13 protein-coding genes and 1 pseudogene are annotated in these 13,568 nt (G+C 71.6%); 10 read left to right on the forward strand and 4 right to left on the reverse strand.

Features of this window, described 5'->3' with window-relative positions; genetic code table 11:
• Positions 1 to 21: 21 nt before the first annotated feature.
• Positions 22 to 951, reverse strand: coding sequence for a sigma-70 family RNA polymerase sigma factor (locus HFP48_RS06730; RefSeq protein ID WP_065922946.1), 930 nt, complete (start codon positions 949 to 951; stop codon positions 22 to 24).
• A 358-nt stretch (positions 952 to 1,309) separates the two neighbouring features.
• On the opposite strand from HFP48_RS06730, the gene HFP48_RS06735 reads away from it, so the two are divergent.
• The 6 genes and pseudogenes from HFP48_RS06735 to HFP48_RS06760 all read left to right on the forward strand — a co-directional run bounded on the left by HFP48_RS06735 (position 1,310) and on the right by HFP48_RS06760 (position 7,080).
• A complete protein-coding gene (locus tag HFP48_RS06735; protein WP_168579259.1) occupies positions 1,310 to 2,398 on the forward strand; it encodes an ABC transporter substrate-binding protein in 1,089 nt (362 codons plus the stop codon).
• Positions 2,395 to 3,219: an ABC transporter ATP-binding protein gene (locus HFP48_RS06740; RefSeq protein ID WP_006931125.1), complete on the forward strand. Its 825-nt coding sequence runs from the start codon at positions 2,395 to 2,397 to the stop codon at positions 3,217 to 3,219. Before HFP48_RS06735 ends, HFP48_RS06740 begins: the two co-directional genes overlap by 4 nt.
• On the forward strand, positions 3,212 to 4,084 hold the full coding sequence (locus HFP48_RS06745) for an ABC transporter permease (protein ID WP_006931126.1): 873 nt from the start codon (positions 3,212 to 3,214) through the stop codon (positions 4,082 to 4,084). The genes HFP48_RS06740 and HFP48_RS06745 overlap by 8 nt, the downstream gene beginning before the upstream one ends.
• A gap of 33 nt (positions 4,085 to 4,117) precedes the next feature.
• Positions 4,118 to 5,470: an LLM class flavin-dependent oxidoreductase gene (locus HFP48_RS06750; RefSeq protein WP_168579260.1), complete on the forward strand. Its 1,353-nt coding sequence runs from the start codon at positions 4,118 to 4,120 to the stop codon at positions 5,468 to 5,470.
• A 148-nt stretch (positions 5,471 to 5,618) separates the two neighbouring features.
• Positions 5,619 to 6,086 (forward strand): annotated as a pseudogene (locus tag HFP48_RS06755) (MFS transporter); the annotation flags it as partial.
• 7 nt (positions 6,087 to 6,093) lie between these two features.
• On the forward strand, positions 6,094 to 7,080 hold the full coding sequence (locus HFP48_RS06760; RefSeq protein WP_006931130.1) for an LLM class F420-dependent oxidoreductase: 987 nt from the start codon (positions 6,094 to 6,096) through the stop codon (positions 7,078 to 7,080).
• Between the two features lie 25 nt (positions 7,081 to 7,105).
• On the opposite strand, the gene HFP48_RS06765 is transcribed toward HFP48_RS06760, so the two are convergent.
• The 3 genes from HFP48_RS06765 to HFP48_RS06775 all read right to left on the reverse strand — a co-directional run bounded on the left by HFP48_RS06765 (position 7,106) and on the right by HFP48_RS06775 (position 8,762).
• Positions 7,106 to 7,669, reverse strand: coding sequence for a GNAT family N-acetyltransferase (locus HFP48_RS06765; RefSeq protein ID WP_006931131.1), 564 nt, complete (start codon positions 7,667 to 7,669; stop codon positions 7,106 to 7,108).
• 2 nt (positions 7,670 to 7,671) lie between these two features.
• On the reverse strand, positions 7,672 to 8,340 hold the full coding sequence (locus HFP48_RS06770) for a DUF3239 domain-containing protein (protein WP_006931132.1): 669 nt from the start codon (positions 8,338 to 8,340) through the stop codon (positions 7,672 to 7,674).
• Positions 8,341 to 8,477: 137 nt separating this feature from the next.
• On the reverse strand, positions 8,478 to 8,762 hold the full coding sequence (locus tag HFP48_RS06775) for a hypothetical protein (RefSeq protein WP_246872561.1): 285 nt from the start codon (positions 8,760 to 8,762) through the stop codon (positions 8,478 to 8,480).
• A gap of 394 nt (positions 8,763 to 9,156) precedes the next feature.
• Here HFP48_RS06775 and HFP48_RS06780 point away from each other — a divergent pair, with 394 nt between their 5' ends.
• The 4 genes from HFP48_RS06780 to HFP48_RS06795 all read left to right on the forward strand — a co-directional run bounded on the left by HFP48_RS06780 (position 9,157) and on the right by HFP48_RS06795 (position 13,564).
• The gene (locus HFP48_RS06780; RefSeq protein ID WP_168578822.1) at positions 9,157 to 9,663 is read left to right on the forward strand and encodes a hypothetical protein; all 507 of its coding nucleotides are present in this window, start codon (positions 9,157 to 9,159) and stop codon (positions 9,661 to 9,663) included.
• Positions 9,664 to 9,772: 109 nt separating this feature from the next.
• Positions 9,773 to 11,173, forward strand: a complete 1,401-nt coding sequence (locus HFP48_RS06785) for a citrate:proton symporter (RefSeq protein WP_006936182.1) — start codon at positions 9,773 to 9,775, stop codon at positions 11,171 to 11,173.
• A 67-nt stretch (positions 11,174 to 11,240) separates the two neighbouring features.
• The gene (locus tag HFP48_RS06790; RefSeq protein ID WP_168579262.1) at positions 11,241 to 12,914 is read left to right on the forward strand and encodes a sensor histidine kinase; all 1,674 of its coding nucleotides are present in this window, start codon (positions 11,241 to 11,243) and stop codon (positions 12,912 to 12,914) included.
• Positions 12,896 to 13,564, forward strand: a complete 669-nt coding sequence (locus HFP48_RS06795) for a response regulator (RefSeq protein ID WP_006936178.1) — start codon at positions 12,896 to 12,898, stop codon at positions 13,562 to 13,564. The genes HFP48_RS06790 and HFP48_RS06795 overlap by 19 nt, the downstream gene beginning before the upstream one ends.
• The last annotated feature ends 4 nt before the right edge of the window (positions 13,565 to 13,568 follow it).

Genomic DNA, 13,568 nt, shown 5'->3' on the forward strand with positions numbered 1-13,568 from the left:
CGGCGGATTCGGCCCGGTTCGCTACGCTCGGTGGTCGTCCCCGCGGGCGAGCAGGACGCCGCGGAGCTTGTCGGGATTGGCCATGTCGTAGGCCGCCCAGACCCGCCCGTTGCGGACCGTGCAGCCGACGACCCGGCCGGCGAAGGCCCGGTGGGTCTCGTCGCCGGGGCCGCCCCCGCTGACGAACCCGAGTTCGCCGTTGACGAGCGCCGGTGTGCCGGCCAGGAACGCCTCGGCGCCGTAGCGCTGCATCAGGCCCAGGAAGAACCGGGCGAACCGCTCCGCGCCGACGACGACGTTGACGGCCGTGCGGGTCACCCCGTTGGCGTCTCCGATCACCCGGGCATCGGGATCGAGCGCCGCGACCACCGCCGCGAGGTCCCCGGAGGCGAGGGCGGTCATCAGCCGCTGCACCGCCTCGACGTGCTCGGCGGCCGGCACGGGGGGCGGCGCGGCCGCGACGGCCCGCCTACCGCGGGAGGCGAGCTGGCGCGCGGACGCCGGCGTGACGTCGAGAATGCCGGCGATCTCGTCGAACGGCACGGCGAACCCGTCGTGCAGGACGAAGGCGACGCGCTGGGCGGGGGTGAGCGTGTCCAGCACGACCATCGCCGCCATCCTGCTGTCCTCCTGCCGCACCACGGCTTCCAGTGGATCCGGGGCCGGCGATCCGCCGAGCGGGGTGACGATCGGCTCGGGCAGCCACTGGCCGACATAGTTCTCCCGGCGCGCCGTCGCCGACCGCAGCCGGTCGAGGCACAGGCGTCCGACGACGGTGGTCAGCCACGCCCGCAGATCGTCGATCCGGTCGGTGTCGGCGCCGTCGAGGCGCAGCCACGCGTCCTGGACCGCGTCCTCGGCGTCGGCGACGCTGCCCGTCAGCCGGTAGGCGACGGAGAGCAGGTGCGGCCGATGCTGCTCGAAGGCGTCGGCGAGCACGGCGGTGCGCATGGGGCGATCGTACCGACCGACGGCGCGATCGCGACCGGTACGGCACCGGACCGAACATGTCAAGGGATCCGCACACGGATGCGCCGAAGCGTTGACCCGTCGCGGCGGCCCGGGACAGACTTCCGGAGTCCGATCGCCGCAGAAGGAGTCCACCGTGTACGAGTGTCCGGACTGTTGTCGCTGACCCTCCCGGTGTAGCCCGGCGTGCCGGCCCGTCCGGCCGGCCGCCGTCGCGCGATCTTCCGTTGCCGCACCGCGAATCCCGGTGTCGCGTACGCCTTCACTGTCGCCGCGCGCCGCATTTCTCCGTGCCCGCCGTGCCGGGCCTCTTCGTCGAACGTAAGGGACAACTCTCGCGATGTCGTATTCCACGCTGCGCAGCCGACTGGTCCGGTCGGCTGCGGTCGCAGCCACCCTCGTCACCCTCGCCGCGGGGGTCGCGGCCTGCTCCTCGGGGTCGGAGACCACCACCACCGAGGACGGTCGCACCGTCCTGCGCTACCAGGGCTCGGCCGGCCAGGTCACCTATCCCGAACTCGCGGAGAACCTCGGTTACTACGAGAACGTCGCGCTGGACTGGGTGGGCGGCACCACCAGCGGTCCGCAGGACATCCAGTCCGCGGCCACCGGCCAGACCGAGTTCGGCGGCGCATTCAACGGCGCCGTCATCAAGCTCGCCGCCGCCAACTCGCCGATCACGTCGGTCATCAGCTACTACGGCTCCGACGAGGAGTCGTTCAACGGCTACTTCGTGCTCGAGGACAGCCCGATCCGCACCGCCCGGGATCTGATCGGCAAGAAGGTGGGGATGAACACGCTCGGTGCCCACCACGAGTTCCTCGTCCGCGAATGGCTCGCCCAGCAGGGACTGACCCCGGACGAGATCAAGCAGGTCGAACTGATCGTGGTGCCCCCGGTGAACACCGAGCAGGCGCTGCGGGAAGGGCAGATCGACGTCGGCACCCTCGGCAGCGTGTTCCGCGAGACCGCGGTCTCGCGCGGCGGGATCCGTCCGCTGTTCACCGACGAGTCCCTGTTCGGGGCGTTCAGCTACGGCACGTACGTCTTCCGAGACGACTTCATCGCCGAGAACCGGGACGCGGTGGCGGATTTCGTGCAGGGCACGGCGCGGGCCATTCGCTGGGCGCAGACCACCCCACGCGACGAGGTCATCGCCGAGTACAAGGAGATCATCAACGGCCGCGGCCGCAACGAGAACACCAACCTCGTCGAGTTCTACAAGAGCCCCGGCGTCGCCGGCCCGGGCGGGACGATCACCGAACAGGAGATCCAGACCTGGCTCGACTGGCTCGCCCGGAACGGCGAACTGCCCGAGGGCACGTTCACCCCGGCCGACATCTACACCAACGAATTCAACCCCTACGCCAACGGCACCTACGAACCGTCGAGCGGTCCGAACGGTGAACCCGTCGAGGAGGCGAAATGACCACCACCCCGAAGCTCCGTCTCGAGCACGTGACCAAGCAGTTCCCGGTCCGCGGTACGGACACCGCGTTCACTGCCCTCGACGATGTCAGCCTCGACCTGGCCGACGGTGAGTTCCTCGTCCTCGTCGGCCCCAGCGGCTGCGGCAAGTCCACGCTGCTCGACCTTCTCGGCGGGCTGAGCAGCCCGACGTCGGGACGGATCCTGCTCGACGGACAGCCGATCTCCGGGCCGGGCCTGGATCGGGGCATCGTCTTTCAGCAGTACGCGCTCCTGCCGTGGCGCACCGCGCGGCACAACATCGAATTCGGCCTCGAGGCGAAGGGCCTGCCCCGGCGTCAGCGCCGCGCGCTGGCCGAGCACTACCTCGAGCTGGTGGGGCTGCGCGGGTTCGGCGATCGCTATCCGCACGAGCTGTCCGGCGGCATGAAACAGCGCGTCGCGATCGCCCGGAGCCTGGCGTTCGACCCCGAGGTGCTCCTCATGGACGAGCCGTTCGCCGCCCTCGACGCGCAGACCCGGGAGTCGTTGCAGGACGAGCTGTTGCGGATCCGACACGAGACCGGCAAGACCATCCTGTTCATCACCCACGGCATCGACGAGGCGATCTACCTCGGACAGCGCGTCGCCGTGCTCACGTCCCGGCCCGGGCGGATCAAGACCGTCGTGGACATCGACATCGATCGCACCGTCGACGACGTCCGGTCCGGCGAGGCGTTCCGACACTATCGACACCGGATCTGGTCATTGCTGCACTCGGAGGTCGAGCGCGCGCAGCACCACGAGTTCGGTGCCGCAACCCAGGAGGTGCAGCATGTCTAGTCCGAGCGCCACGCTGATCGACCCCGTCGAGCTCGACGGGGCCCTCGCGGAGCAGCGACCCGCGCCGGCCGTGCCCGCCCCGGGCGCCGGGACCGGACGCCGGGTCGGTGCCGTCGTATGGCGCGGTGTGAAGCCGGCCCTCGCGATCCTCGCCTTCCTCGCGGTCTGGGAGACCGCGCCCCGGCTCGGGCTCGTCGACGAGGTGTTCCTGCCGCCCTTCACCGTGGTCGCGGAGGCCTTCACCCAGCTGATCGGTAGTGGCCAGCTCGCCGAACACCTCGGCGCCAGCCTGTCCCGGGCCGTCACCGGATTCGTGATCGCAGTGCTCGTCGCGATCCCGCTCGGGGTGGCGATCGGCTGGTACCGGCCGGTGGCCGAGTTCCTCAATCCGATCCTCGAGCTGTTCCGCAACACCGCCGCGCTCGCACTGCTGCCCGTGTTCATCCTGATCCTGGGCATCGGCGAGACCTCGAAGGTGGCGCTGGTGATCTACGCGAGCACCTTCCCGATCCTGCTCAACACCATCTCCGGCGTGCGCACCGTGGATCCGCTGCTGGTCAAATCGGCCCGTTCCCTCGGTCTGCCTTCCTACCGCCTGTTCCAGAAGGTCATCCTGCCGGCTGCCGTGCCGACGATCTTCACCGGCATCCGGATGGCTGCGGCTTCGTCGATCCTCGTGCTCATTGCGGCCGAGATGGTCGGCGCCAAAGCAGGTCTCGGCTATCTCATCACCGCCTCGCAGCTCAACTTCCAGATCCCGAACATGTATGCCGGCATCGTCGCCATCTCCCTCGTCGGTCTGACCTTCAACGGGATCCTCGTCGCAGTCGAGCGCCGACTGTCCCGCTGGCGCGCAGACCAGTAGTCCCTCCGTTCCCACGTACTCGGATAGGTTGTCATGTCCCAGTCTCCGAAGCAGTTCCACCTCAACGCCTTCCTGATGGGGGTCGGCCACCACGAGGCCGCCTGGCGGCACCCGCGCACCGACGAGCGCCGCGTCCTCGACGTCGCACACTTCCAGGAGCTCGCGCAGATCGCCGAACGCGGCAAGCTCGACTCGGTGTTCTTCGCCGACGGCCTCGCGACCGGTCCCCGCGTGGAACACAACATCCAGGCGGTCTTCGAGCCGATCACCCTGCTGTCCGCGATGGCCGTCGTCACCGAGCGGGTGGGCCTGATCGCCACCGCGTCGACCGGCTACAACGAGCCGTTCAACCTCGCCCGCAAGCTCGCCTCGCTCGACCACATCAGCCACGGCCGCGCCGGCTGGAACATCGTGACCTCGGGTGGCGCCGACGAAGCGGCCAACTTCGGCTACGACGAGACACCGGACCACGCCGGCCGTTACGACCGCGCCGCCGAGTTCGTCGACGTCGCCGTCGCCCTGTGGGACAGCTGGGACGACGATGCCGTCGAGCTGGACGTCGACAGCGGCCGCTTCGCCGACCCGGCCAAGGTACACACCATCGACCACGCCGGCGCGCGGTTCACGGTGCGCGGCCCACTGAACTCCCCGCGCTCACCTCAGGGCCGTCCCGTGCTGGTACAGGCCGGATCCTCGGAGAGCGGAAAGGATTTCGCCGCCCTGTACGCCGAGGCGGTCTTCACCGCGCAGCGCACCCTGGCCGAGGGGCAGGCGTTCTACCGCGACCTGAAGGCCCGCGTGGCCGAGGCGGGGCGGGATCCGCACTCCCTGAAGGTGCTCCCCGGGATCGTGCCGTTCATCGGCGACACCGAGGCCGAGGCCAAGGCGCTCGAGCAGGAGTTCACCGACCTGATCTCACCGGCGTACTCGTTGCGCCAGCTCTCCGGGATGGTGGGAGTTGATCTCACCGAGCATGCCCTGGACGCGCCCCTGCCTCCGCTGCCGCCGATCGACCGGATCCAGGGCAACAAGAGCCGCTACGAACTGGTGAAGAACCTCGCCGAGAGCGAGGGCCTGACCGTGCGCCAGCTCATCGGGAAGCTCGGCGGCGGCCGCGGGCACCGCACCTTCGCCGGCACCCCCGAACAGATCGCCGACGAACTGCAGCTGTGGTTCGACAGCGAGGCCGCCGACGGCTTCAACGTCATGCCGCCGTATCTGCCCGGCGGACTCGAGGACTTCACCACCCGCGTGGTGCCGATCCTGCAGGAGCGCGGGCTGTTCCGCACCGAGTACACGGCGACGACGTTGCGCGGCCACTACGGGCTCGACCGCCCGGCCGGTCGCCTCGCGGCCACCGCATACGCGGGTGCCGCGACGGCGTGAGTCCGCCCCTCGAACCGACGTCGCTCGTCCGGTCGGTGTTCGTCCCGTCCGCGATCTTCGGGATCGGGCAGGGTGCCGGGGCCCCGGTGGTTGCGCTTCTCGCGCGCGACCTCGGGGCCCCGGTGTCCGTGGCCGGGTTGATCGTGGCGTCGACCTGCTCTGTTCGTATCCGGTGGGACAGATGATGGACCGCTTCGGCCGCCGCGTCGTGGCGGTGCCGTCGCTGCTCGTGATCGGTGTGGCGTTTCTGGCGCTCCCGATCGCGGACGATCTCGTCTCCCTCGTGGCGGTGGCCGTGCTCCTCGGAATCGGCAACGGCCTGGGCAACGGCGTCAGCATGACGCTCGGGGCCGACACCGCCCCGCCGCGGACGCGTGCGGAGTTTCTCGCGGCCTGGCGACTGATGCACGACAGCGGTATGTTCGCCGGCCCGTTCGCGGTCGGGGCCGTCGCCGCGCTGTCGCTGGCGGCCGGCGCACTGACCGTCGGAGGACTCGCGATGCTCGGTGCCGCCGTCATGTACCGGTACATTCCGCGATACTCGGCTTGGCCGCGTCGCACGCTGCAACCGGCGTCGGCGTCCGAGAAGGCAGCACACACCACGACACCGAGTTAGGACCCACATGCGTTTCGGATTCTTCGTCCCCCAGGGCTGGCGGCTCGACCTCGTCGGCATCGATCCCGCCGAGCAGTGGCGGGTGATGCGCGACCTGGCGCAGCGCGCCGACGCCGGCCCGTGGGAATCGATCTGGGTGTACGACCACTTCCACACCGTGCCTCTGCCCACCGAGGAGGCCACCCACGAGGCCTGGTCGCTGGTGTCGGCATTCGCCGCGGTCACCGAGAACGTGCGCATCGGACAGATGTGCACCGCCATGAGCTACCGCAACCCCGCCTACCTGGCGAAGGTCGCCGCGACCGCGGACATCATCTCCGGCGGCCGCATCGAGATGGGCATCGGCGGCGGATGGTACGAGCACGAGTGGCGCGCGTACGGATACGGCTTCCCGCCCGCCGCCGAGCGGCTGCGCCGGCTCGACGAGGGCGTGCAGATCTTCCGGCAGGCCTGGACCACCGGCACCGCGACCCTGCACGGCAGGCACTACCAGGTGGACGGCGCCGTCGTGCGCCCCCTGCCGCTGCAGGACGGCGGCATCCCGCTGTGGATCGCCGGCGGCGGGGAGAAGGTGACCCTGAAGATCGCGGCCAAGTACGCGCAGTACACCAACTTCGACGGCACCCCGGAGGGCTTCGCCCACAAGTCGGAGATCCTGCGCGGGCACTGCGCCGACGTGGGCACCGACTTCGACGCCATCGTCCGCTCGGCGAACTACAACGTCGCGATCGGCCGGACCGAGGCCGAGGTGCAGGAGCGCCTCGATGCGCTGCGCGCGCGGCTCGAACCGTACGTCGGGCCGGAGAAGGCCGACAGCGCGCTCGACGCGTTCCGGGGGCTGCCCGCCGTCGGCACTCCCGAGCAGATCGTGGAGAACTTCACCGCGCTGAAGAAGCAGGGCATGACCTACGCGATCCTCTATTTCCCCGAGGCCGCGTACGACACCTCGGGCATCGAGTTGTTCGAGAGGGAAGTCCTGCCCGAACTGCGCTGACCGGGGTCGCCGGCGGCCGTGCCGATCACATCGGCCACCCGTCGGCCGGCACGCGTGGGTCGTCGGGCAGCAGGCCCGCGACCCACGCGTCGTGCCGCACCCCGCGCTGCAGCACGCCGCGCCGTTGCACCCCCTCGAAGCGGAAGCCGACGCGCCGCGCCACCGCCGCCGACGCGAGATTGGCGGCCAGCGCCCGCCATTCGATACGGCCCAGTTTCAGACCGTCCGCGCGGAAGGCGAAGTCGCACAACACGTTCACGGCGGCCGTCGCGAGCCCGCGGGTGCGTGCGGCCGGAGCGATCCAGTACCCGATCTCCGCGGCCGACGGGTCGCGCGCGATCAGCCCGATCGTGCCCAGCAGCGGGCCGTCGGCGGTGGTCCGCACCGCCCACACCGGACTGTGTCCCTCCCAGCCGGCGGGCACCACGTCGCCGACGAACCGTTGCGCGTCGGCGCGGGTGTAGGGGTCGGGGACCGTCGTCCACCGGACGATCGACCGGTCCCGGCAGGCGGCCGTGATCGCGTCGACGTCGTCCGGGCCCGGCACCGTGAGAACGACGGTGCTTCCGGCGAGGACGACGGGTCGCATGGTCAGCGGAGGTCGGGGGGCAGGTCCTTCGGGTCCAGCACGAGCCGGCGCTCGTCGCTGGCCGCGACCTCGTCCGAGAGGGACAGCTTGCCTTCGACCACCTTCCACTCGGTCTCGTCGATGGCGGCCGCGGCCTCCCGCAGCACCGAGGCGTCGCGGGTGCCCCACGCGATCGGCATCGGGCTGACCATCTGCCACGCGCCGCTCGTGTTGCGGGTGGTGCGGTCCGACAGCACCGCGACGCACGGCACGCGCTCGCCGACCTGCACCCGGTGCCCCGGTACGGCCGTGACGTCCCGGGCGACCAGCGCATAGCGGTGGACGCCGGTCTCCGGCTTGGCGATGTCGACGAGCGCGAGCAGCGTCATCCCGCGCGGCCGGAGCTCGGAGACCACGGCCGGCACCAGGGGACTGTCCCGGTACAGGTGCTGGATCGTGCCCACCTTGCGCGGCGCCCATACCGCAACCCACGCAGCGGTGAGTGCGGCGACGATCACCACCGCCGCGACGACGAAGGACCACGCCTGGCCGATCAGGAGCAGCCACACCGCGGCCGCCGCGAACAGCACCGCCAGCACGATCCCCGAGACCCGCAGCCGCCGCACCTCGGCGACGGTCTGATTGACGGCCTTGGCGTGGGGCAGGTCCACGGGGAAGTCGAAACGGCGCACGCCGTCAGCTTATGCGACCGGCTGGTCGGCGGTGGAGCCCTGTAGGGGTGGCCGCAGCGGTGGTGAGGGGGGCGTTGCTGTGGAGCCCTCTCGCGCGATGGCGCAGGATCCACCCCTTCGACACGAGGACCCTCGGATCACTGCGTAGCGGCCCGTACCGCCGCGATCACCCCGGCGACGAGCAGGGCCAGCAGGGCGACCACGAGCAGGACCGGAGCCAGCAGCGCCACCAGGACGACGGCGAGAGCAAGGAGGATCTTGGCCTTGATGCTCAGTCCGGACAGCAGGCCCTTGAACGCTGCCCACACGACGTTCTTGCCGGTCACGAAGGCCCGGATCCCCTCCAGGACGGCACTTTTGATCGGGTGGCCCTCGGTGACGGAGTCGGTGAGCTGATCCGTCCACCCGGGGATCTTGCGCATCACCGCGGCTCCTTGCCTCCGCGCCGCGCGCGCAAGTCGGCGAACGCGGATCTTCAGCCACTCGACGAGGGCCGCGAAGGGTCCGGGCTTGCGGCTCGGAAGAGGCTCGCCGCGACCGGTGGGTCCGGGGCGTTGCGAGGTCGAGGCCGGCCGGCGGGGCGTGCGCTCCGGCGACGAGGGCCGGGATGCCGACGAGGGCCGGGATGTCGTGGAGGTGCGGGACTGCTCGCGGGGCCGCTGCCGTGCCTCCCCCGCGGCGGCGGTCCGCGTCCGCGGACGGGCCGGGCGCGTGGCGGCTTCCTGCCCCGGGCGGCGGGGGGTCTCCGACGTCGATCGGCGGGGGGCCGTTGCCCGGTCGGTGCGCGGCTTCGACGCCGTCCGCCGCGGTGCCGCCGTGGTGGTCGATTTCGTGGCGGCCTCCTGCCCCGGGCGGCGCCGGGGGGCATCCGATGTCGATCGGCGGGGTGTCTCCGGCGCCGATCGGCGGGGGGCCGTTGCCCGTTCGGTGCGCGGCTTCGACGCCGTCCGCCGCGGTGCCGCCGTGGTCGATTCCGTGGCGGCCGACTTCGTGGCGGCCGACTTCGCGGCGGTCGGTTTCGTGGCGGACGAGCGTCTGCGGGGCGCTCGTTCCCGGCCGGCGGTGGCCGACGCCGTCGGCCTTTTCGCCGTCTCGGACGACGGGGCCGCACGACGCGGCCGCTCGGTCGTCCTGGTCGAGCTGCCCCGGTCCGCGGCCTTGGTAGCCGTTCGGCCGGGGCTGCCGGATGCGGTCCGGCCACCCTTGTCGCCCCGTGCGCCCATGCAGAAGGCGTACCCCTCATGCGGTCCCGGTAAACCCGCCGACCGGGGCGAATGCGCTCGAGCAGAATGCGCACAACGGCGCTATCGCACGCAACGGTGACCACCCGCAGTGGCCTGCCCCACACTTCCGTGTAGCAGAGATCACACCGGGCGACGACCCGGATTCTCGAACCTCCTCCGCACCGTCCACCGACGAAAGCGAGCAGATCGTGCTTGTCTTCCTCGGCTTCCTCATGGTTGCCGTCTTCATGTATCTGATCCTGTCCAAGAGGGCCACTCCCGTCGTCGGGCTGATCCTCGTTCCGGTCGCCTTCGGCCTGTTCGCCGGTGCGGGCGCCGATCTCGGCGACATGATCGTCGACGGGGTCACCGACCTCGCCCCGACGGCCGCGCTGCTGTTCTTCGCGATCATCTTCTTCGGGATCATGATCGACGTGGGGCTGTTCGACCCCCTGGTGCGGCTCGTCCTGCGGCTCGTCCGGGACGACCCGGCGCGGCTCGTCGTGGGGACGGCAGTGCTGGCGATGGTCGTCTCCCTCGACGGCGACGGCTCGACCACCTTCATCATCACCACGTCCGCGATGCTGCCGCTGTACCTGAAGCTGCGGGTGAGCCCGGTGGTGCTGACGGTTGTCGCGGGCCTGTCGAACGCGACGATGAACATCATCCCGTGGGGCGGCCCGACGGTCCGCGCCGCCAGCGCGCTCGGCCTGTCCCCGTCGGATGTGTTCGTCCCGATGATCCCGTCGCTGCTCGTCGGCCTGGTCGTCGTGCTCGGGTTCGCGCTGCACCTCGGTGTCATGGAGCGCCGGCGCCTCGGCAAGCTGGTGTGGACCGCTGAGCCAGTCCTGGCCGGCGCCGGCCGCGGCGGCTCCACAGGAGCGGGTCGTTCGGGTTCGCGTGGCACCGGCAGCGGATCCGGCCCGGACGCGACCGGCGACGACGAGACCGGCGGTTTCGTCGCAGGTCTCGACCCGACCCGCGCGACCCTGCGACCGAGGCTGCTGCCGTTCAACGCGCTGCTCACCGTCGCCCTGCTCGTCGTCCTCGGGCTCGACATCCTGCCCATCCCCGTCCTGTTCATGATCGCCGCAGGCCTGGCGCTGGCCGTGAACTTCCCGCGCGTGTCGGAGCAGTCCGAGGCGATCGTCCGGCACTCGTCGAGCATCGTGTCGGTCGTGGCCATGGTGTTCGCGGCCGCCGTCCTGACCGGTGTGTTCCAGGGCACCGGCATGGTCGAGGAGATGGCGCAGTGGCTGACCGGCGCGATCCCGGACGCGCTCGGCCCCTACCTGGCCGTGATCACGGGCGTGCTCAGCATCCCGTTCACCTTCTTCATGACCAACGACGCGTTCTACTTCGGCGTGCTGCCGGTCCTGGCCGAGACGGCCGCCCAGTACGGGATCGAACCGGTCGAGATGGCCCGCGCCTCGATCACCGGCCAGCCCGTGCACATGCAGAGCCCGCTGGTGCCCGCGATCCTGCTGCTCGTCACCCTCGCCGGCGTCCAGCTCGCCGACCACCACCGCAAGGTGCTGTGGCGTGCGACGCTCGTGTCGCTCACCATGCTGGCCGTCGGCATCCTCCTGGGCCAGATCCCGCTCGGCTGAGCTCCGCACCGACGTACCGTCGCGAGAAACGGATCAACGTGTCGGACCCCGAACTGCCGGAGGCGTCGTGAGGCTGCGCACCCAGGTGCTGCTGTTGCAGTCCGCCGTGGTGGCGGTGGCGCTCGGCCTCGGGTTCGCGGCGTTCGTCACCACCACCGAGGACCGCGTCACCGACGAATACGGACAACGCGCCCTCGCCGTCGCCCGGACCGTCGCAGCCGATGCCACGGTCCGGGCCGAGGTGGCCCGGCTCGCGGCCGCCGACGACGGAGTCGTCGCACCCGGCAACCCGGAGCTCGCGACCGGCACGGTCCAGCAGGCCGCCGAGGCGGTGCGCGCGGCCACCGGCGCGTTGTTCGTGGTGGTCACCGACGAGCAGGGACTGCGGCTGGCTCACCCCGACGCGCGGCTGCTCGGTCTGCGGGTCAGCACCGACCCGGACGAGGCCCTGGCCGGACGGGAGGTGGTGCGCAGCGAGCGCGGCACCCTCGGCGACTCCGTCCGGGCCAAGGTGCCCGTCGTCGCCCCCGGCTCGGAGCGGGTCGTCGGCGAGGTCAGCGTCGGCATCGCCACCGACCGCGTCCGGTCGGAGCTGCGCGAGGACGTCGCGCAGGCGGCGCTCGTCGCGGCCGGCGCCCTGGCGTGCGGCGCCGCGGGATCGGCGCTGCTGGCCCGCCGGTGGAAGCGGCTGACCCTCGGCCTCGAGCCCGAGCAGCTCGCCGAGCTGGTCCGGGAGCAGGAGGTCGTGCTGCACGGCATCGGGGAAGGGGTGATCGGCGCCGACACCGACGGGGTGGTCACCGTCGTCAACGCCGAGGCCCGGCGGCTGCTCGACCTGCGCGGCGGAGTGGGGGACCGGCTCGAGGACGTCGGGCTCACCCCGCGCCTGCTCGACGTCGCGCGCCGCCCCCGCGACGAGCCGGTGGCCGCCGCCGCGGGCGACCGGATCGTGCTGGCCGTCGCGCGACGGGTCCTGCGCGACGGCCGCGACCTGGGCACCGTGATGTCGGTGCGCGACCGCACCGACGTCGAGAAGCTCACCCGCGAACTCGACGCCGTGCAGTCGCTGACCACCGCCCTGCGGGCCCAGCGGCACGAGACCGCGAACCGCCTGCACCTGCTCTACGGCCTGCTGCAGCAAGGCCGCAGCGCTCAGGCCACCGAGTACCTCGAGCAGCTCCTCGGATCCGGGCCCACCGGCCGGCCCCTCGACGGGCTCGACGCCGTCGCCGACCCGTACCTGCACGCCTTCCTCACCGCCAAGGCCGCCCACGCGCGGGAGAGCGGGGTGACGCTGGTCCTCGGCGAGAACACCTGGGTGCGCGGCACCGTCCGCTGCCCCGTGGACGTCACGACCGTGCTGGGCAACCTGCTCGACAACGCGATCGAGGCGGCCCGCGAGCACGGGCACGACCCCGCCGAGGTGGAGGTCGAACTCGTCGAGGCCGGCCGCGACCTGCACCTGGCCGTCGCGGACACCGGTGCCGGCATCGCCGCCGGCCGCGCCGGGGAGGTCTTCGGGGAGGGTGTCACCACCCACGCCGACGGTGCCGTCCCGGGCGGTCGCGGAATGGGCCTGGCGCTGGCGCGGCAGGTGGCCCGGCAGCACGGCGGCGACGTGATCCTCGCCGATCCCGGCGGGCGGCGCACCCCGGACAATCCCACCGGGGGCGCGGTGTTCGTCGCCACGCTGATCGACGTACTCGACCAAGGAGACACCGCGTGGGCGGATCCGATCTGACGGTGCTCGTCGTCGACGACGACTTCCGCGTCGCGGAACTGCACGCGAGCGTGGTCGCCGCGGTGGCCGGGTTCCGCGTGGCGGCGGTCGCCGGTACCGTCGCGGCCGCGCGCGACGCGGTCCGCGAGGCCCCGGTCGACCTCGCGCTCGTGGACGTGTACCTGCCCGACGGCTCCGGCATCGACCTGATCCGTGAACTCGACTGCGACGCATTCGTACTCGGCGCAGCCGCCGAGGGCACGACGGTGCGGGCCGCGCTGGCCGCCGGCGCCTCGGGGTATCTGGTCAAGCCGTTTCCCAACACCGAACTCGCGCGGCGGTTGTCGGCGTACGCGCAGTACCGGCGTCTCGTCGCCGGCGCCGAACTCACCCAGGCCGAGATCGACTCGGCGCTCGCCGCGCTGCGCCCGGCGCCGTCGGGCGCCGGCGACAGGGCGCCCCGATCGGTGACCAAAGAACTTGTCCTGCAAGCTCTCTCGTCTTCGAACACGCCCATGTCGGCGGGGGAGGTGGCGGCCACGATCGGGGTGTCCCGCGCGACCGCTCAGCGTTATCTCGCCGCGCTCGTCACCAAGGGGCAGCTGCGGATGCAGCTCCGGTACGGCAGCACGGGACGACCGGAACAGGAGTACCGCCTCCCGCCCGGCTGAACCG

Source organism: Rhodococcus sp. DMU1 (assembly GCF_012272955.1).
GTDB lineage: Bacteria > Actinomycetota > Actinomycetes > Mycobacteriales > Mycobacteriaceae > Rhodococcus > Rhodococcus aetherivorans.

Bases quoted from the DNA above. Each gene is read 5' to 3' on its own strand.
- HFP48_RS06730 (WP_065922946.1), bottom strand. From the start codon at position 951: ATGCGCACCGCCGTGCTCGCCGACGCCTTCGAGCAGCATCGGCCGCAC.
- HFP48_RS06735 (WP_168579259.1), top strand. From the start codon at position 1,310: ATGTCGTATTCCACGCTGCGCAGCCGACTGGTCCGGTCGGCTGCGGTC.
- HFP48_RS06740 (WP_006931125.1), top strand. From the start codon at position 2,395: ATGACCACCACCCCGAAGCTCCGTCTCGAGCACGTGACCAAGCAGTTC.
- HFP48_RS06745 (WP_006931126.1), top strand. From the start codon at position 3,212: ATGTCTAGTCCGAGCGCCACGCTGATCGACCCCGTCGAGCTCGACGGG.
- HFP48_RS06750 (WP_168579260.1), top strand. From the start codon at position 4,118: ATGTCCCAGTCTCCGAAGCAGTTCCACCTCAACGCCTTCCTGATGGGG.
- HFP48_RS06760 (WP_006931130.1), top strand. From the start codon at position 6,094: ATGCGTTTCGGATTCTTCGTCCCCCAGGGCTGGCGGCTCGACCTCGTC.
- HFP48_RS06765 (WP_006931131.1), bottom strand. From the start codon at position 7,669: ATGCGACCCGTCGTCCTCGCCGGAAGCACCGTCGTTCTCACGGTGCCG.
- HFP48_RS06775 (WP_246872561.1), bottom strand. From the start codon at position 8,762: ATGCGCAAGATCCCCGGGTGGACGGATCAGCTCACCGACTCCGTCACC.